Source organism: Tolypothrix sp. PCC 7712, from assembly GCF_025860405.1.
Lineage (GTDB): Bacteria > Cyanobacteriota > Cyanobacteriia > Cyanobacteriales > Nostocaceae > Aulosira > Aulosira diplosiphon.
The window spans coordinates 3,608,635-3,630,049 of sequence record NZ_CP063785.1 but is presented as its reverse complement, the minus strand read 5'-3'; the positions used below and the strand labels follow the sequence as shown (position 1 = coordinate 3,630,049).

Below are 21,415 nucleotides of genomic sequence, written 5' to 3'. Positions count from 1 at the left end.
CATAAACTCCTGTAGAGTCTGTACTGTCCACCCCCTACATTTTCTAGAATTTATCAGAATCCTTTTTGTTCAAAGCGAACATCCTGCATGAGGAATTAAGTTCATAGTGCAATATCTTATACTCATCCGGATAAATGCGGCATTTGATATTAATAAACGAACTGCTAATCATGCCAATCATGGCAACCATAAGAGAGATAGAGTTAAGAACAACTCAATATAATTGTCAGGTATTTTTCCATACTATTAAGCTGCTCTTGACATATTTAAGAAAATTAGATTATTATTCTTTCGGTAATAATAAATAATTGCTCTTACTTATACTCATATTTAAAAAGTTACAAACAGAGACTCACAAATAAATATAATGGCTATCTTTTTAGGTATTATTTATTTGTCTAAAAATCTGTTTCGCTTTCGATAATATTGGGGCTAACTTTGGACAAGATGCTACCTACCCTACATTATGCAAATCTGCCAAAATCCCAATTGCTCAAATCCGTTCAATGCCTACGGCAATAGATTTTGTTTGAGCTGCGGACAAAGTAATTTTGGTCAAATCCTGAGAAACCGCTATCGTGTACTACGTCTATTAGGTGAAGGTGGTTTCAGTAGAACTTACGCCGCAGAGGATGCAGATAGACTAGATGCACCATGCGTAATTAAACAATTTTTCCCGCAAGTTCAAGGCACGGGACAACGCTTAAAAGCGGCGGAATTTTTTAAAGAAGAAGCATTCCGCCTCTATGAATTAGGTGAAAATCATACACAAATTCCGAGATTGCTAGCTTACTTTGAACAAGGCTCTAGCTTATATCTCGTACAAGAATTTATTCAAGGCAGAACTCTGTTAGAAGAAGTCCAACAAGAACCTTTTAGCGAAAGTAAAATTCGGCAACTTTTAACTGATATATTACCAGTGCTGGACTTTGTTCACGCCCATAATGTTATTCATCGTGATATTAAACCAGAAAATATTATTCGCCGTTATAGTGATGGCAAACCAGTATTAATTGATTTTGGTGGCGCAAAACAGGTAACACAAACTAGTTTAGCCAGACAAGCGACAGTAATTTATACACTTGGTTATGCTCCCGCCGAACAAATGGCTGGATTTGCTTGTCATGCTAGCGATTTATATGCTTTGGGCGTAACTTGTGTGCGGCTTTTAACTCAATGTTTGCCCTTACAAACTGATGATGGACAAGTTCAAGATAACCTTTATGATGCCATGAATGCTCAGTGGTTATGGGCACAAAAGCTGCAAAAAAATGGTATTACCATCAGCGATAGTTTAAGCAAAATTTTGGATAAATTGCTGCAACATTTACCCAAGGATAGATATCAAACAGCTGCAGAAGTTATTCACGATTTGAAGTCTACAACTACATCTGACTTAGAAGCAGAAATTATTGCCATTTCTCAAAAGTTGTTCTTACCTTTTGCATCAATTACCAAATCACAAAAAGTTGTAGTGCCACTCCCACCTTTACAAAGTTTTGAATTTGATGTAATCACAGTAGATACTGCAGGTAGAGAAGTCAACCGCGATCGCTTCCACAGTGAATACTTTACTGAAGAATTGAGTAAAGCGATCGCACTAGAAATGGTCTCAATTCCTGGTGGTACATTTATGATGGGTTCGCCAGATTTTGAAGGCGATGCAGATGAACGTCCTCAACGCCTAGTTACAGTAGCACCCTTTTTTATGGGGAAATATCCTGTAACTCAAGCACAATGGAAAGCAGTCGCCGCTTTACCAAAAGTCAACCAACCTTTAAATCCCAACCCATCAAAAAACAAAGGCCCAAATCTACCAGTAGAAAATGTCACCTGGTATGAAGCCGTAGAATTTTCTCTTAGGCTAGCCGAAAAAACCGGACGTGATTATCGTTTACCCAGCGAAGCCGAATGGGAATATGCTTGTCGTGCTGGAACTAAGACATCCTATCACTTTGGCGAAACTGTCACGCCTGAGTTTGTCAGCTGTAGTAGTGGCGATACGAGATACCGTAAAGAAAGCACAAATGTTGGTAGCTTTGAAGTCGCCAACGCCTTTGGATTATATGATATGCACGGTTTAGTTTGGGAATGGTGTGCCGATCCCTGGCACAACAATTATCAAGGCGCACCCTCAGATGCAAGTGTTTGGGAAGATGGCGGCGATCAGCATCGCCGGGTATTGCGCGGTGGTTCCTGGAGTTTTGGTGCAGAACTTTGTCGCAGCGCTAGCCGTAGTTGGGATGAGTCAGATGGTGGCTTAAGGAGTTGCGGCTTTCGTGTAGTTTTTTCTGCTGATTAACGAAGGTAGTAGACCACTTTTGTAACAAGGATTTATGCTCTTAAAAGGCGAATGGTATTAAATCTAAATCTAGAATCTAAAAAGCGGTTTCCAGCCTCTGGGTTTATGGAGAATAAAATAAAAAAATTCAATATTTAAGCCTCTTCTTTACCAGGAGAGGTTAATCCAAAATTTACCATTGAATGACTTAGTCTAAAATCGGCGATCGTACTCAACGACTGCACGGCTATCATCAAATAAATTGGTGGAAGCACGCAAACGAATTTCATCATTAATACGGTAATTTATACCCCATTGCAGTGGGTCATTGGCTGTGAGGATTTTGATACTAGAAAGGGAAAACTTAGAAGAAATATCTACACCAGCTTCTAGGGCCAATTCTAAAGTTGAATTGCTCCTACCAGCTTCCGGATTTTGAGAAAGGACGGTAGGAAATAGGCGTAGTTCACTTAAACCAAAAGCATTACCAATCTGGTTAAATGCTCCTTGAAAGTTATTAAATACAGCAGAACCTGCAATATTAATTAGACCTAAAGTACTGTCGCCACGTCCTTGAGTGTCAATAAATCCACCACCTAACAGCGCCACAAGTTCTGTTTCGCCGCGAGATGGTGTACTTGTGAGTTGGAGATTTTCGTCAAGTTTGCTAGCAAGTCCTTTAATATTAGCTTCAACTCTGATAGTTTCTAAGGTTGATAATCCTCCGGTATTGAGTCGGCTAATATCAGTAGTTTGATTACCATCAAGTACTTTGGCAAAAAGGCGAATATCTAAATTGGGATCGCGGGGTTGTTCCTTTTTAAAAGTTGCAGTGTGTTCATAACCACGAGCTAAGTTAAATTGAGTAGTAAATAAATTCACTCCTCCCCCTGTTAATTTAATAGTTCCATCAGGTATAGGCTGATTTAAAGAACCATTAACTGCCAGATTTCCTGTTGCTTGGAAGTTGATAATTGGGGGACGGGTAATCAGAACATTTTTACCTAATACTAGTTCGAGATTATTTAACCTGGCTGTTGTATTTTTGGTATTATTCGGGTCTGGTTTATCAGCTTTAGTCAGTGTCGGTTCCTGATTTTTGGAGTTAGCCGTGTTAGCAGATTCTGCTAGCAAGACTTGCCCGTCAGATAACTCTACTTTGCCGCCAATTTCTGGGTTAAGGACAGAACCAGTAATTTGTAAATTACCACTAGCACCGCCTTGGTATAATCCTTTCAACCTTAAAGTCAGTTGATCCAAATTAACAGCAAGAGGCGTGGTAATTACTTGTTCTTGATTGTTAAATATGGGAATTTCTCCGGCGGCTTCTACCTTACCTCTGCTAAATCTACCTTGCAGACCTTCTACAATAATGCGGTCAAAATCAAATGTGATTTTGCCTGTCACATCTCTCAGCTTTCCAGGTAAAGCTTGGGCAGAAAAAGTGGCATTATTCACGCTAGCAATACCTGTCATTTCTGGTTGTTGTCTGGTACCGTTAACTGTTAAATCTACCTCTCCTTCACCCTTTTCAAATACAATCTGGTTATTTAATAGATTTAATAGTGCAAGTCCCTCATTTTTGACTTTGACATCCAAGCTGATTTCATTGTTATCAGGTTCTACTGAAGCGAAAGGCAATTTATAAGGTATATTACCGTTAATTTTCACAGGTTCTGAACCAGTAACTAGGATATTACTGCCAAAATTTAAGCGACTATTGTCATAACTAAAACTAGCGATCGCAGATTCTACTTTTTTCTGATTGATTGTACCGTCAGTAATGGTAATTTCTCCCCTAGCTTTGGGATTGCTAACGCTACCTGCTAAAGCGACGGAGGTGCTAAGATTACCGCCAACCCCAACGGGTAACTTGACAAAATTACTGAGTACCTGGATGGGGAAATTTCTCACCTGCAAATTCCCCGATTGATCGTTACCGCCAATATTACCGTTAAAGGCAATCAGTCTTTCATTAGAGGTGATGCGTAAAGGTAGCAGCGTCAGAACGCCATCGCTAAATCTACCATTCGCAATCACTTGTTCCGCCCGATAAAACCGTCCTACTTGGTTCTTTTCTTCTTCTTTACCCCAAGTCCAATTTTGCCCATTTAAATTAAACTCCACCGCTAAACCCTTATCTGTAGCAGTATTTAAGGCAATTTCACCACCGAAAGTGCCGTGCAAGTTAGCTAAATCTGGGATAGGATTTGTTTCTAAGCGCTGTTGTTCTTGCGCTGCTAGTAGTGCCTCAACTTGGTAAAAACGCTCGATTTGGGTTGATAATGGCTGATTGGGCAATCCTTGAGGGACAGTCACTAAATCCGCAGCTTTACCATAGTTTGGCGATGTCATCCCACTGCGAATATCTTGCAGTTCAAATACCTGAAGCGCTGTCAGGACATCTTGAACATTACCTTCGCTGACGTTGAGTTTCCCTTGAATTTGGGGAGTTTTCCCAGAATTACTGACATTACCTGTAAAGGCGTAGCGACTTTTACCCTTAACAAAGGCGCTATCTGTAATATTTGCGGTACCGTTCCCATAGCGGAATTGTGCCGTTAAACTGTCGCCCTTAATGCGTCCAACGGCTGGATTTGCGATCGCAATATTTCCGGCTGTGGCTAATGTTTGTTGATTAATCTGTAAATTCCCGGTTAAAGCCCCAGCTAAGGGACTTTTGCCTAGGCGAGTGTTCTCCGGTAAAGATAAATTTAATACCTGTAAGGGGAAGTTATTTAAACTCATCGCCAAACTATCCCCTTGGGCTTGACCGCTGGCTGATGCTTGTCGCCAATTGACTAGGAAGGATTGGGGGCGATTTTTGCCATCGAGGTTAACGGTAATGCGATCGCTCTGACCAGCTACGTCTAAACTAGTACCTTTACCTTGAATAGTCTGAATATTTCCACTGAGGACAGGCTCAAAGGCAAAGTTTTTCACTGCCAAATTTCGTAACCGCAGTTGTCCTTGCAGGTTCGGTACAGGTAGCGTACCGCTCACCTGTCCAGCAAAATCGGCTTTTCCTACCAAATTAATGCCATTGGGTAGCTTCAAGGGCAACTGTTGCAAGCTGTAATCTAAAGCTTGTACATTGAGTTTTAAGTCCGTAATTTCTGGTACGCCAGCACCTTGGGCATTGGCTAATATGTAACCGCTAGCATTGAGATTCGGCCCAGTAGCGCGTTCTATATTTAACCTTTCACCATCCCAAGCGATCGCAGCATCGATTGGTTGCTGAATTGCTGCAATTCCTTGAGAAAATTGCACCTGACCAGCAGCCCGCACATCAGCTAATTTTGGCGATTGTACTGTACCGGATACTTGCAATTGACCGCCAAATTGACCGCGTAATTGCTGATTTAACTGCTTTAATTCCACACCAGAAGCGGCAACTACAGCTTGATAGCGACCGTTGTTGAGTTGGATATTTTTAGCGGTAACTGTACCATCGGCTACATTCACCTTTGCTTCACCAGTAGCTTGAATCGCTTCTGGTTTAAATGAATCAACCGTACCAGCAACTTGGAAATCTCCCGTTAATCTACCGCCAAATTGCTTAAATGTCGGTGCTAATTGCGGCACTAATAAATTACTTGCCCGTAGTTGTGCCTGATACACACCGTTATTAAGTTGAATATTTTTCGCTGTGACTGTACCATCAGCCACTAACAAATTACCCTCACCAGTACCACGCAGAGTTTGGAGGCTGAAATTATCTCTGCTACCTGCAATTTGGAATGTACCAGCTAATGGCCCAGCTAAAGCTGAGGGAATATTTTTTAATACCCGTCCCAACCGGACATTATTGGCGACTAATTCAGCTGCAAAGTTTTGGTCTTGCAATTGCAGTTGAGAAATTGCTACAGTTCCGCCACCAATTTGTACCCCTGCACCTTCAGGGCGGATAGTAGCAATTGTAAATGGTGCTGTTGTCCCAGACAGCCGCAGCCGACCGTAAAATTCTGCCCCCGTCAACGAGACATTTTGCAGTTTAGTCTTGTCTACAAAGGGTTCTAACTGCACACCCTTAGCGTCAGCCACAGCTTGCCAACGTTGATTGGCATAAGTACCAGAACCTAATACCTTACCACCAGCGACATTTAAAGCCACATTGCTAAAAGCTACAGTTCTGTCTGGGGCAACTGTAACTGTACCAGTGGCCGGGTAAGTTGCCTGTGGCGCTTGCCATTGCACTACAGTATTAACGTCACCAGGAATACCATAGAGCTTACCTGTGCCAGAGACAGTACCGATTTGAAAAGATGGGGCTGTATTGTAAACTTGGGCGATCGCATCCCCTGGAACATTGTTAGCAGTAAAATCAAAATCTAGTTGTGGTGTTTTCCCCAGTTTGACTGTCCCGCCACCCGTAACCTTACCCCCAACGGTGGCTGTACCTTGAATATCTCTAAAACTAATTAAGGAATTACTCGTAGAAAACTCAAATTTACTAGTAACATTTTTAAAATCTACTTTATCAATTTGGGCAGGCTTAATTGTGGCGACTGTGCCTGAGAGAATCGGTTTATTGATGGCTCCTCCCAGTTGTACATCTGCCTTCACTTCTCCGATTACTGGTATCGGTAGATTTACCTTGAGAGTTTCTAAGGCATTATTCACATTTACCTGATTGACTTGCCCAACTACTTTATAGCCAGTTTCTCGATCAATGATTCCTGCAGCTATCAGGGGAATTTTGCCGTAATTAGTAGCTACTTTCTCTAACTTAATTCCTAATCCTTGAAAACTGAGATTACCGTCGGTATTATTCAAAAGTTGCGGTAACCGGGGTATTTGAATCGCTACCCCTTGCAAAGCCGCACTACCATACAACAAAGTCTGTTGCTGTGGCTGCAGTTGAATTTGCAAATCCCCATTGACTCGACCGGCTTGTAAAGTTAATGGTAACTGGATAATCCTGGTAATATCTGCAGCTAGTAAATCTTGTCCTCGTAGCTGTAACTTAGCCGCTTGGGTCTTCAGCCCTGTTTCACCCTGAATTGCGATATTACCACCGCTGTCTGCTTGTGCCGCTATATCAAAACGTAACAGCTGGTTTTCATTTAAAAGTTGACCAGTGCCATTGAGTTGAGAAAATGCTACTGGAACTTTCGCAACTTGGGGAATAGTTTGTAGTTGTTGAGAGATATTTGCTGACGCTTGTGTTGGTGTAGCTGAGAGCAAGTTTACTAAAACCAGCTTGCCATTGCGTAAGCGAATATTCTCTAAATCGGTTTTAATTGGCCCGCCTTTAGGCCCCAAAGCAATGCTAGTAGTCAACCAGCGCCCTTGCTCATCTTTTTCAATATAAACATCTGGGTTGACTAAGGTAACATTTAGCTTGAGGGTGCGGTTCACAATTAACTGCAATGGATCAAAACCCACCTCTACCGCATCAACTGTCACCTTATCTGGGTCTGTGGCGGTGGCTGGAATCGCTGAAGCACCAAACCGCACTCCCATTAAAGAGAAGTCTGTAACTTTGCCTAGTTGTACTGGACGGTTGAGTGTAGTAGTTAGATTTTTTTCGGCTAGGGGCGTTAACTCTTTTTGCACAAAATTCCATAACCGCCACATTCCGCCTAACACTGACAAAAGTAAAACTCCCCCCAACGCAATACCACCGCGACTCAACACCAGCAACCAAAAACGCTTACGATTTGGGGAAGGGGAGTGATTAACTTGTTTAGGAAGCTTAGTCATTTGCTGTCACTCTTTTTAGGCGAATGTAGCTGGCTTACTACTGGCATTAACTAGTACTAGATTGCTCTGCCATTCTTAGAATACGTCAACTCAACCTCAGGACTGATGCTGCAATTGAGGAAATCGTTCTATTCCATAATATTGGCATTGTCAGGAATACCGTAATCAAGTAAACTACGCAAACTTTGTAGTCTAAAATTTCTATACTGGCAGTGTTTCTCAGCGCGTAGTTTAAGTATGCAAATATCAATGGCAAGCTTGACTGGTTGAGATAGGCAAAACAGCAACGCCCTTCTACCCTAATTTGGATACCATTGTCATTCAGTAAAGTCGGTAACTGATGAAAACACATAATTCCTAGACGACAATACCTTGGTGGGGTTCCAGAAATATTCTCTATCTAAAGAAATAGTTCTAGTCATTTGTCATTGGGTAATTGGTAATTGGTGTTTTTCCCCCTGCTCCCTGCTCCCTGCTCCCTGCTCCCCTGCTTTTCCCCAATCCCCAATCAATGAAAATTCTGCCTCTCTACTTTCCCGAAAGCACAACCTAGAACTTTAATTAAGATATAGACGAGAAAACTATTAAAGATAGATGATCACACCAATGCGCGTTTTTGTATTGATTTTCAATGCTGGAACGGAAAACGAAGGAATTCATACGGTGAAGGTAGGCGATCGCAATAAAATTCTGATGTTTGAGTCAGAAGACGATGCGACTCGCTTTGCTTTAATGCTAGAAGCTCAAGATTTTCCTACACCAAGCGTAGAAACGATTGATGCTGAAGAAATCAAAGAATTTTGTGAAAGCGCTGGTTACGATTGGGAACTTGTCCCCGAAAACAGTAATGCAGTCATAACTCCGCCAGAAATCAATTTAGAAGAAACCGATTGGAAACCTGATGCTGATGAGCCAACTGTCCGTTCTACTCAAACAGAGGAAGCAGCACCAGATATATCTAATTCTGAACTAGACAGTATTCGTCGTAGACTTGAAGGTTTATTGTAATTGGGGATTGGGGATTAGGGACTGGGGAAAAGCAGGGGAGCAGGGAGCAGGGGGAAAAATAACAAACACCAATTACCCATTACCAATTACCCATTACCCAATGACAAATGACAAATGACAAAGGACAAATCATAAATGACAAATTTGCAAGAACGTGGCTATCTTTTGACCGAGCAAGTAAATGCTAACAGTCTAAATTTAGACCAAATAAGTTCTCTAGAACTGGTGGAATTATTTAACAGCGAAGACCAAAAGGCAGTTGCAGCAGTAGCCGCAGCTAAAGAACAGTTAGCACAGGCAATTGATTATACTGCCGAACGTCTGCGCCAGGGAGGACGGTTATTTTATATTGGTGCGGGGACAAGCGGCAGATTAGGGGTATTAGATGCTGCGGAATGTCCACCAACTTTTTGTACACCCCCAGAACTGGTACAAGGGATTATTGCTGGTGGTGCTGGTGCATTGGTACGTAGTTCCGAAGATTTAGAAGACAGATCTGAGGATGGAGAAACTGCGATCGCTCAACGGCAAATTACGCAATTAGATGTAGTAGTAGGGATTACTGCTGGTGGCACAACTCCCTACGTGCATGGGGCGCTGAATGCTGCTCGCCAAAGGGGGGCAATCACGATTTTTATGGCTTGCGTACCTGCAGAGCAAGTTAAATTCGATGCCGACGTTGATATTCGCCTGTTAACTGGGCCAGAAGTACTGGCTGGTTCTACTCGCCTGAAAGCTGGTACAGTCACCAAGCTAGCGTTAAATATCCTGTCTACTGGGGTGATGGTAAAGCTGGGTAAAGTGTACGGCAATCGCATGGTGGATGTGGCGGTTACTAATCAAAAATTACGCGATCGCGCTTTGCGAATTTTGCAAGACCTCACCGATTTAAGGCGAGAAGATGCGGGTGTGTTACTAGATCGTAGCGGCAATTGGGTGAAGTTAGCCCTATTGATGCATTGGACTGGTTTAGATAAAGAAGAAGGCGATCGGCTTTTAGCAGAACATCAAGGTAATGTGAGGTTAGCGATTGCCAGTTATCACAATGTCAACAAAACCTGATATTAATTGTTGATCAAAATGCGCTTAATACAGCTTAGAGAATCAAACTTTGTTTGTATAGCCGTACCCTTCTAGTACCATCCGATCAATTTTTTGACTTTTGAATTGATGGCAGTACTTGGGTATCGCATTAAGCGCAAGTTTTTTGATGTTTAATAACTATTATTGGCATTTTTAGCGGTTTTTAGCGTTTGATTATTGAGTTTTTATAGGTGTAGTAGAATCTGAGTAAAGTTACTCGTTTAATAAATGATATCAAGACTTATTAAGTTCTGATTGCAACGAATTTTAGCCAAAAAAATCAAATAATCAATCTAATTCACACAATTCAACCAAAAATTACAAAATTAATCAAAATTTTATAGGAAAACCAACTAGCTCATCAATATAAATCAGTAGAAATCCTGATCGTTATTCAACTTCAAAAAGCATAGAATCATATTCTATACCTGCATAGATCATAATTATTTAATTATGGCGAAAAATAGAGGCGCTAATCACGGGTTATTCATTAGCAGATAACTCATCTATTAGCCCTATTTTTGCTATTCTTTGGGTCGATAATGCTCATTTTTGACTTTGTAGTTATATTATTTTCTACAACATAAATAGCAATAACCCGGAGATTTTTCCCAATATATTGGTATTTATTCAAGCTTGTTTATTTTGACTAATATATGGGTAATGTAATGTGAGCAGGGCTGATTTTTTAGTCAAATACCAAAATATATTTGGTCAAAAAAAATGGTCATATTAGGTAATGTGCTGAATGAATTTAAAACTTGTACACAATTACAGTACAATGGCACGTTAAATCTTAAAAGCGCAAAAAATCACAAATGGAGCTTTTATTATCGTCTAGGGCGAATAATTTGGGCATCAGGAGGGATTCATCCATTTCGCCGTTGGCGAAGACAAATGGCGCAAAACTGCCCGGAAATTGATGTAGATAAGATACGTTTAAGTTCTCAAGACGTAGCAATTGAATACTGGGATTATCGGCTTTTAGAAATTTTATATAAAAAACAAAAAATTCAAAGAGAGCAATTTCATAATATTGTAGAACATACAATAGCAGAATTATTTTTTGATTTAGCTCAGGAGTCTGATTTTTCAGATGTAACTTGCAATCGTAGCCAAGAATTGATTGTAGAAATGCCCATGAGCTTTACCAGTGCAGATGTCTCTTTAAAACAGATGCATGATTCGTGGAAGATTTGGTCAGAAGCAGGTTTAGCAAATTTATATCCTGATTTAGCACCGATAATTCGTAAGCCAGAACAACTCCAGCAATTAGTTAGTCCAGCTGTTTACAATAATTTTGTAAATTTGATTAATGGGAAATATACACTGCGAGATTTAGCGGTAAAAATGAAGCAGAATCCATTACCCGTTGCTCGTTCATTACTACCTTATATACTTAAAGGTATTATTGAACTTATAGAAATACCTGACTTACCCTTATCAGTTGTGACTGTGCAGAAGAATTCTGCGCCAGCAACACCTCAAAAGCCCAATGTACCATTGGTAGCCTGTGTAGATGATAGCCCCCAAGTGGGGAAACTTTTAGAAGAAATTATCACTTCTCACGGGCTAAGATTTATCAAAATTCACGATGCTGTGCAAGCTTTACCAATTCTCATTCAAAATAAGCCAGATTTAATTTTCTTAGATTTAATGATGCCTGTTGCCAGTGGTTACGAAATCTGCACTCAGTTGCGGCGAATTTCTGCCTTTGCTCACACACCAATAATTATCCTCACAGGTAATGATGGTCTTTTAGATAGAGTTCGTGCTAAAGTTGTTGGCTCTACGGATTTTATCACTAAACCTGTGGCCAGTGATAAGGTAATGAGTATTGTACGTAAGTATTTACCTATCCAAGCTTCCTCAACCCAGAAAAACACCCCTCAGGCTAATAGCCTGTAATACAAGTATTACTTTCAGTAATTCCTGTTCATACTGGCTCTTGAGACTTTATATAATCACACAAAATTATTAAACCCAAATTTCTATCCCACGAAAATTAGCTAACTGTTTAAGTAAGATAATTTCCAGCTTTTTTAAATTTGCACTACATTCTAAAAATTCACCAAGAAGCTGATTTTTTAGTATTTAATCACGCGGTGAACTCATTTCCAAGATTATCCAAGAATTACTAATATTTTAAGGATTGATGCAGCTGATATTGTCCCGATTCAACAACAGCCTGTAACATCAAGTAGAAATTGAATCTAAACGTAAAGCATTACTGTAACAATTTTTGCCAAAGTCTACTTGAATATAACAATTAAATACATATTATTTCTCAAAATTAACGACTGATTTTGGTTTTTAAGTGCTTTTTCTGAGGCTAATGTATGAAAAATGTATTAGCTTTGTAAAAGCCAATTTTATTGTTGAGAATCCCAATATAAATTTAATAGGAAATAAATATGAATACTGTTTTAGTTGTTGAAGATGGTTTGACAGACATGGAAATCATCAGTACATACTTGCAACAAGCAGGATACTATGTATTGAGTGCTAAAACTAGCGAAGAAGCTCAATACCAAATTGATACAAATAAGCCTGATGTCATATTTCTTGACGTTATTTTGCCTGGTAAAAGTGGCTATGAAATTTGCCGAGAGCTAAAAACTAATCCTCAAACTAGTAATATACCTGTAGTTTTTTGTTCCACCAAAAATGGTGATGTGGATAAAGTTTGGGGGAATATGCTTGGAGCGGAAGCTTATTTATCCAAACCCGTCGATCGCAAAGAACTAGTAGAGACTTTACAGCGATTAATCATTAAATAGAGAATTGCGGAATCAGCAAATAGAGTCAAAGTTTTAGCAGAAAAAGGAAAAATTATTTTGGAAACCAAACAAAAATTTTTAAGTTTTAATTTGGGAGCCAAGGATACAGGCGTAATTCAGTTACAACACATCACTGAAGTTTTACAAATATCATTAGCAGAAATCTGCGGTGTTCCGCAAATGCCCAATTGTGTTTTGGGGATTTATAACTGGCGTGGCGAAATGCTGTGGCTAGTCGATTTAGAGGAAATGCTAGGGTATTCTTCGCTGTTACAAGGCTCCAATTTAGTTGCCAAAATGATGACAATTGTCATAGAAAACGAGGGTAAATCTTTAGGTTTACTAGTACGTCAATTGACGGATATTGAGTGGCTAAATACTCAAGAAATGAAAACACATTCTACGGAACTGTTTTCGCCATTAATGTCACCTTTTTTACAGGGTTACTTTATTAGCCATAATGAGGAGATGATGTTTACCTTAGATGCTTTAGCAATTATTCAAGCTCCTATATGGGGTAATCATAATTAGAATCTGGTAGTTTATCGAAGTACTATGTTTGCGATTACCAGAGTTTTACTTGCAATTTGAATGTAGTTAAATATTACTAATTAAAGTTAGTGAGGGGTGTAAAATGAAATATTATGGCAGTGCTCAAACCAATAGTAATGCTGCTAATAAAAAAGAAGCATTAGAAAATCAAAATGGTAGTCCAGAAATAGCCAGTATTCCTGGGGATGAGTTGGCTTTATTAAATGCAGTATCTCAGGAATTTAAGAGTTGGCGGCAGCAACTACAAGGTATATCTAGCCAATTACGTCAAGCGCCAGATTTAGATAATCTATTGAAGGTTACTGTTACACAAGTTAGAGAAAAAATTATTAGCGATCGCGCCTTAATTTATCAGTTTACTACTTCTGAGACTGGTACTGTTTTACAAGAATCTATCAACAGAGGTTGGACACCAACTCTCGGGGAAAATTTGCCAGGTATTACCTTTGGTTTATATGAGAGTCAAGAGTATTTAGAACCTGTAGTTATTAATGATATTACGCAGCTTCAAGTTACACCTTATCAACAACAACTTTTAGAAAAATTTCAAATCCAAGCTTGTTTAAGCTTACCAATTGTAGTTAACGATAGAGTTTGGGGGTTGCTGGTAGTCAATCATTGTGCTGCTGCTAGAGAATGGCAAGAAGTAGAAATTACTTTACTATCTCAAGTTACTACAGAAATTGCCTACAGAATCCAAAGCTTTACTTCTGAAAAACAAACTCAGCAGGAAATATTAGCACAGAAATCTATCGTTAAAGTTATTGATAGAATTCTCAATTTATCATCTATAGATAAAATATTTCAGACAACTACTCACGAAATCCGGCAATTCCTCCGTTGCGATCGCGTCGCCGTATATCGCTTCCGTCCCGACTGGAGTGGTGAGTTTGTATCTGAATCTGTAGGGAATGCTTGGGTAAAACTAGTTTCTCCAAATAAGAACACTATTTGGGAAGATACTTTCCTGCAAGAAACCCAAGGTGGACGTTACGCCAAAGGTGAAAGTATAGCTGTTAGCGATATTTATCAAGCCGATCACTCTCAATGTCATGTTGAGATTTTAGAGCAGTTTGAAATGAAAGCCTATATCATAGTTCCAGTTTTATCGGGACAGAAATTATGGGGCTTATTAGCAGCTTATCAAAATTCTGGGCCGCGTAATTGGCACCCTTGGGAAGTTAATTTCCTCACAGAAATGGGCTTACAATTTGGTGTTGCTATTTCCCAAGCTGAATATCTTGAACAAGTACAAGCTAAAAATGAGCAACTGACACAAATAGTTGAACAAGAAAAAACCTTAACTAAAATTGCCAACCGCATTCGCCAAACATTTGATACAGAAAGTATCTTTAAAATTACTACCCAAGAAGTTCGCCAATCTCTGCGCTGCGATCGCGTTGCAGTTTATCGTTTTAATGCTAACTGGGGTGGCGAGTTTATTGCAGAATCAGTGGGTCACCCTTGGGTGAAGCTAGTAGGGCCAGATCTCAATACTGTTTGGGAAGATAGCTATTTGCAAGAAACCCAAGGCGGTAGATATGCTAAAGGCGAAAACTTAGTTGTCAAAGACATTCACCAAGCTGGATTTTCGGCTTGTCATATAGAAATTCTAGAGCAGTTTGAAGTTAAGTCCTGCATGATAGTTCCTATTTTCTTAGGAGAAAAATTATGGGGCTTATTAGGAGCTTATCAAAACTCAGAAACTCGTGAATGGAAAAACTGGGAAATTAACTTTTTAGAGCAAATTGGCTTGCAATTTAGTTTAGCTAAATCACAAATCGAATATTTCGATCAAGTACGAATTAAATCGGAAAAATTAGCTCAGATTGCCGAACAAGAAAAAGCTTTAACAAAACTAGTGGATCGTGTTCGCCAATCTTTAGACGTGGAAGAAATATTCAAAACATCCACACAAGATTTACGGCAATTACTCAAATGCGATCGCGCCTGTATCTATAAGTTTAACCCCGACTGGAGTGGCGAATTTGTCGCTGAATCAGTCAGTCATGGTTGGGTAAAATTGGTAGGGCCTGATAAAAAAACTGTCTGGAAAGATACCCAAGTACAAGAATGCGCCCAAATTGGTAAATATCAAAAAGGTGACTGTTTTGCTACAAATGATATCTACACTGCCGGACATTCTGTTTGCCACATTGAAGCATTAGAGAAATTTGAAGTCAGAGCTTATGTAACTGTACCAATATTCTTTGGTGAAAAACTGTGGGGATTACTAGCAGTTTATCAAAACTCTGGGCCTCGTGACTGGGAAGAATCGGAAATGAACTTGCTAGCACGGACTTCCGATCAGTTAGGGTTAGCATTACAACAAACCGAGTATTTGCAACAAGTCAAAGCACAGTCGGCACAATTAGCTGAAGCCGCCGCCAGAGAAAAAGCCGCTAAAGAATTATTACAACAGCGTTCTATTCAACTGCTCACAGCACTCAGACCTGCTCTCAATGGTAACTTGACAGTACGTGCGCCGATTACAGAGGATGAGCTGGGTACAATTGCTGATGCTTACAATAATACCTTGCAAGCACTCCGGCAAATTGTCATCCAAGTACAGTCTGCAGCGCAACAAGTTGCTCAAACTTCCGATACTAGTGAAGCATCATTAGTTGGACTTACCCAATTAGCCAACCAACAATCCCAAGAAATGGCCGCAGCCTTGAATGATATTCAACAAATGGTTGATTCAACAAAAGCTGTGGTATCCAACGCTGAATTGGTACAAGTTGCAGTCAAACAAGCTAACCAAACTGTCGAGTCTGGTGATGCGGCGATGAACTTGACTGTACAAGCTATCCAAGGTATTCGTGAAACTGTTGCCCAAACTAGTAAAAAGATTAAACGCCTCAGCGAATCTTCGCAAAAAATCTCGAAAGTGGTGAACTTAATTAGTAATTTTGCCACCCAAACAAACGTTCTAGCTTTGAACGCCGCCATTGAAGCTACCCGTGCAGGTGAATATGGTAAAGGTTTTGCAGTGGTAGCTGATGAAGTTCGTTCTTTATCTCGCCAGTCAGCCGCAGCAACTATCGAAATTGAAAAACTAGTGCAAGAAATTCAAGCAGAAACTGGGGAAGTTGCAGTGGCGATGGAAACAGGTATTCAACAAGTTGTCGAAGGAACAAATCTTGTCAATGATGCGCGACACAATTTAAACGCTATTGTGAGTGCAACAGCTGAAATTAGCCAGTTACTTCAACGAATTAGCGAAGCCACTCAAAAACAAATGTCTCAGTCTGTGACAGTAACTTCAAGTATGAAAGATGTCGCAGAAATTTCCCACAAAACTGTTGCAGAATCTCATGAAATTGCAGCTGTCTTCCAACAATTATCGGGAATGGCAAAAGAACTATTAGCAACTGCAAGTAAGTTCAAGGTTAATTAATGGGAATGGGGGATTAGGGACTGGGGACTAGGGATTGGGGACTGGGTAAGGGGTAATGGGAAATGGGGAATAGGGACAAACACCAAAACCCAAACACCAACCCCTAAACCCCAAATACCAAACAGTAAATAATTTAAATATATGACTACAGATAATGATATTCGCGAACAAGGATACATCTATTTTTTAGCTGAAGCTCCAGAGTTATTACAAATTATTGAACAAGAAATATATACATTATCTGAGAATTTTAGTACAGCTAAAGTCCATGAATTAATGCGGGCAACTCATACAATTAAAGGGGGTGCTGCTAATGTAGGGCTAGAAGGAATTCAAACTATTGCCCACTCTTTAGAAGATGTATTTAATGCTTTATATAACCCAAATGTTATTCTTGATTCTCAATTACAAACACTGATATTGCAAGCCTATGAATGTTTAAATTTAGCACTTACCGCAGAACTAACAGGTTGTGATATCAATACTGAGGAACTGCTACAGCGAGCAGCTTCTGTATTTGTACATCTACAAGAAAAATTAGGCGATGCTTTCGGTGGTGAAGCACATATTCCCACTTCAGCAGAACTAGGATTTGATATTGTGCAATCTATCTTTGAAGTAGGAGTACAACAACGCATAGAAAGTATTACAGAAGCTTTAAATAGCAATATTGATATTACAGAAATTGCTAATTTGCTGCGAGAGCAAGCAGAGATATTTATTGGTTTAGCAGAATCTTTAAACTTACCTGGTTTTGGCGCGATCGCTCAAACGATTCTGGCAGCACTGACAGCTAAACCGGAGCAAGCATATCACATTGCTGAAGCTGCTCTTGCTAATTTACAGCAGGCACAAGCAGCTGTATTAGCTGGCGATCGCACTTCTGGGGGAGAACCTAGTTTAGCTTTACAAAGTTTAGCTAATATAGCCACAAATGAGTCAAATACAGTTACAAATATACCTATTTCAACTAAAGATTTACAAACTCAAATTAAGCAGTTATATAAATTTTTAATTACATCTGGTAATCTCAAAAATCAACCGCTAACTCCAGCACAAGCTAAGTTTTATATTCAAGTTATTCGCTATATTTTTGGCTGGTTTAATCATTATCGACAAATTCCTCAAGAAGACTTGAGTTTGTCTTTGCTAGTAGCACCTGCAGATGAAGAATTACTTACTTATATTGAACATTGGTTAAGTCAATTTTTAGATTTTATCCAAGAGGCAGAAGATAGCCAAAGTCTTCAACTTTATCGCCAAGGTGTGATATTCACAATTATTCTCGCTGTCGTCAGATTTTATGATTCAGAACAGCAAGTGAATGGTGATAAATCTATAGTTTCCACATTACAACAGCAAATTGGTAAATTAGCTCAAGTATATAAAAAATATCCTCCGGTCACCAATCAAGAAAAAAATTGGCTGGATAGTCCTAAGCTACAACAACTATTAGTCTTTAAAGAAATAGCTTCTCCGACGACAGAGGCTGATAATTTACTTGAAAAAATTTGGGGAGGAGAAGTTAGTTTAAATTCAACTTATGAAATTGTAGAGACTTCAGAAAGCCCAGAAATTACCCAAACTGTACCTGAAACAGTCATAATTACTTCCTTAGCTGTACAGGAACCAATAGTTTCAGATATGACAACTGCCACTGTTGATATTCATCAAGAAATAGAAGATAAAATTTCTGCTAATGTCCAAAAGAATTCACGTCAACATTCTTTTGTGCGAGTAGATACAGATGGATTACAACGCCTTAATTACTTAGCTGGAGAACTATTAATTAAGCAAAAACAGCGGATGTTACAAGATGAACAAGTTAGAGAAATTATTGACCAGTTAGTACAGAGACTAAATAAACAGCAAAGCATCTTAGGTCAACTAGGTGATTTACCATTACAGATGCAAACTGCTGTATTACAGCATCAACAAAATTTTGCACCTGTGAAATTTGATGCTTTAGAAATGGATGTCTATACAGAATTTCAGATGACATTGCATGAGGCTATGGAAGAAGCTCTGCAATTACAAGAAATTACTGAATCTTTAGATTTATTACTGACACAAGCTAATCAACTGAGCGAGAAAAAGCAGAGATTAACGCTGAATATTATCGATAACTTAGTGGAAGCCAGGATGTCACCGTTAGGCAATATCATGAATCGATTCCCGCAAATGGTAAAAAAAATGGGGAATGTTTATGCCAAACTGGTAGACTTTAAACTAAGCGGTACTGATGTACTAGTAGATAAGGCGATCGCAGAAAAACTCTACGATCCACTATTACATTTAGTACGTAATGCATTCGATCACGGTATTGAAACGCCACAAGTTCGCCAATCTCTTGGTAAACCAGAACAAGCTGTCATCGAAATTTCTGCATATCATCAAGGTAGCCAAACTGTAATTGAAGTTAGGGATGATGGTCAAGGTATAAATTTAGAAAAAATTCGCCAAAAAGCTATTGAAGTAAATCTATTAGCTGATGTTTATAACCCGACTGAATCAGAAATTCTCGATTTGATGTTTGCACCAGGATTTTCTACCGCCGAACAGGTAAATGAAATTTCTGGCAGAGGTATGGGTTTAGATATTGTGCGATTGCAATTACACGCACTTAATGGCTCAATCTCGGTGAAATCATTTCCTAACCAAGGCACAAAATTTATACTTAAAGTTCCTTTTTCTATGACTACAGATAAATTAATGCTGGTGCAAGCAGATGGTATTTTCTATGCCTTACTGTTAGATAACCTCGAAAAAATCTTAATTCCTTCAGAGCAACAAATTAAAGAATTTGATGGCAGAAAAGTACTGTATTACAACACAGACCAAGAGCAGCGTATGGTTAGCATCAGCCGCATTTCTGAGTTGATGTATTATCACGGGCCATTACTGAATAATGTTAATCTGAACAATACCCAAACTGCTTATGATACAGGGATTACTCAAGAACCTGTGTTATTACTGCGGCACAATCAAGAAATGTTTGGCTTAGAAGTTGACCAAATTATCGGCGAACAAGAGCTAGTAATTAGACCTTTAGGAAATGCGATCGCTCCCCCAAAATATATTTATGGTTGTAGTAGTTTAGCTAATGGTACTCTCATCTTAGTCATCGATCCAACGCTGCTTTTAGAGTCTGATGAAATGCAAGCAACCCTAGAAAGTAGTACTCCATCACCTACTTATTTGGCAAATAAAGCAGCTTTAAGTCTATCAAGCGTTAATACTAACTCTACACCTTTATTAGCCGCTTCTCCTGTCAGCAATACAACACCAACCCAAGTCAACCAACTTACATTAGTTAATCCCAAGTCATCGGCTGTGCTTTTAGTAGTTGATGATGCTATTAGTTTGCGACAAACTATTTCTTTAACATTACAAAAATCTGGTTATCAAATATTACAAGCACAAAATGGTGTGGAAGCGCTAGAACAATTACAAAGACATCCAGAAATAAAAGTAGTAATTTCTGATTTAGAAATGCCTCGCATGAATGGTTTTGAGCTTTTATCGAATATCCGTCAAAGCCCAAATTTCTCAGATTTACCTATAGTAATTCTAACTTCGCGTAGTGCAGAGAAACATCGCCAACTTGCTCAAGCTTTAGGGGCAACAGCTTACTTAACTAAGCCATATTTAGAAGAAACTTTGATTTCGATTGTGGAAGATGTAAGTAACAAAAGCCAGGATAAATCTAATAAGTTAATGATGAGGTAAGTAATATATAGCAATCCGATTTACAGCACTTTTGAAGTAAGTGAGGTACATCATGAGTAATGAGTAATGAGTAATGAGTAATGAGTAATGAGTAATGAGTAATGAGTAATGAGTAATGAGTAATGAGTAGGACATTTACCAATACTGCTCGGTTAAAAATTTTCAACTCGGAATTTGGTTTGGGGAAAAGGTGAAAGGTTAAGGGGTAAAGGTTTTTTCTTGCCCCTTTTCCCCTTAACCGACAAGTATTGGGACATTTACTTATTACTCACTACTTATTACTCATGACTTTTTTCAATTAGTTGCTGTACCTCATAAACATCGAATCTGCTGTAATTTCTGAAAAAATCTTAGTACTATGTAGTGGCGTGGCAAGGCTAAAATAATGCATGGAAAAAACTCTTGTGGGAAGGGTGTCTCACCCTTCCAGGCGGGCAAGATGTTCACCCCACCAGAAAAGTTATTGTAATATTTTAGCTTTAGCACTCAAGTTGTTGCTCAGATCCCTGACTTTTTGAAAAAGTCGGGGATCTTAATCTCGCTCCAGCAATAGTAAAACTCAATTAAAGGATTGGATGGGTTAGGACAGAGTCTTAACCCATCCTACTATCAAAAATAAAAGCGCAAAGCTTTATGGAGTCATAGCTATTTTGCTATTTCTGTAGGAGGTGCGCCGCTAGAAGTCTTAAAAGAGTATATTAAAAATCAAGAAAAGTTGTCATAAAAGGACAAGGCTTGTATCCCATTATTTTCGGTCAATAACTGTTAAGTAATAAAAACCTATCGAGCATTTTGATAGATGATTAATCATATAACTTATTAATTTCTCCGTGAGGATAGTATTGATTTATGGCGGCAACCTTGGGTAAGTCAGGA

General features: G+C 39.2%; 9 protein-coding genes and 1 pseudogene. 9 read left to right on the top strand and 1 reads right to left on the bottom strand.

The genetic code is table 11. The annotated features are described in order from the left end of the window. Positions 1 to 466: 466 nt before the first annotated feature. Positions 467 to 2,302 (top strand): bifunctional serine/threonine-protein kinase/formylglycine-generating enzyme family protein, encoded by a 1,836-nt coding sequence (locus HGR01_RS15010; RefSeq protein ID WP_194007706.1) that lies wholly within the window; start codon positions 467 to 469, stop codon positions 2,300 to 2,302. A 192-nt stretch (positions 2,303 to 2,494) separates the two neighbouring features. Here HGR01_RS15010 and HGR01_RS15005 read toward each other — a convergent pair whose 3' ends face one another. Further along, positions 2,495 to 7,987: a translocation/assembly module TamB gene (locus HGR01_RS15005; protein WP_045870308.1), complete on the bottom strand. Its 5,493-nt coding sequence runs from the start codon at positions 7,985 to 7,987 to the stop codon at positions 2,495 to 2,497. A 594-nt stretch (positions 7,988 to 8,581) separates the two neighbouring features. Here HGR01_RS15005 and HGR01_RS15000 point away from each other — a divergent pair. The 8 genes and pseudogenes from HGR01_RS15000 to HGR01_RS14965 form a co-directional block, all read left to right on the top strand. After that, positions 8,582 to 8,995 (top strand): DUF3110 domain-containing protein, encoded by a 414-nt coding sequence (locus HGR01_RS15000; RefSeq protein WP_045870309.1) that lies wholly within the window; start codon positions 8,582 to 8,584, stop codon positions 8,993 to 8,995. 135 nt (positions 8,996 to 9,130) lie between these two features. Beyond that, positions 9,131 to 10,057, top strand: coding sequence for an N-acetylmuramic acid 6-phosphate etherase (gene murQ / locus HGR01_RS14995; protein ID WP_045870310.1), 927 nt, complete (start codon positions 9,131 to 9,133; stop codon positions 10,055 to 10,057). 744 nt (positions 10,058 to 10,801) lie between these two features. Further along, positions 10,802 to 11,986, top strand: a complete 1,185-nt coding sequence (locus HGR01_RS14990; protein WP_045870311.1) for a response regulator — start codon at positions 10,802 to 10,804, stop codon at positions 11,984 to 11,986. A 506-nt stretch (positions 11,987 to 12,492) separates the two neighbouring features. Continuing rightward, positions 12,493 to 12,858 (top strand): response regulator transcription factor, encoded by a 366-nt coding sequence (locus HGR01_RS14985; protein ID WP_045870312.1) that lies wholly within the window; start codon positions 12,493 to 12,495, stop codon positions 12,856 to 12,858. Positions 12,859 to 12,915: 57 nt separating this feature from the next. After that, positions 12,916 to 13,389 carry a chemotaxis protein CheW gene (locus tag HGR01_RS14980; RefSeq protein ID WP_045870313.1) on the top strand — a complete coding sequence of 158 codons (474 nt, stop codon included), beginning with the start codon at positions 12,916 to 12,918 and terminating at the stop codon, positions 13,387 to 13,389. A 103-nt stretch (positions 13,390 to 13,492) separates the two neighbouring features. Next, positions 13,493 to 16,810: a GAF domain-containing protein gene (locus HGR01_RS14975; protein ID WP_045870314.1), complete on the top strand. Its 3,318-nt coding sequence runs from the start codon at positions 13,493 to 13,495 to the stop codon at positions 16,808 to 16,810. A 141-nt stretch (positions 16,811 to 16,951) separates the two neighbouring features. Further along, a complete protein-coding gene (locus tag HGR01_RS14970) occupies positions 16,952 to 20,539 on the top strand; it encodes a hybrid sensor histidine kinase/response regulator (RefSeq protein ID WP_045870315.1) in 3,588 nt (1,195 codons plus the stop codon). Positions 20,540 to 21,164: 625 nt separating this feature from the next. Beyond that, positions 21,165 to 21,263: pseudogene (locus HGR01_RS14965) on the top strand (transposase); the annotation flags it as partial. Positions 21,264 to 21,415 lie beyond the last annotated feature (152 nt).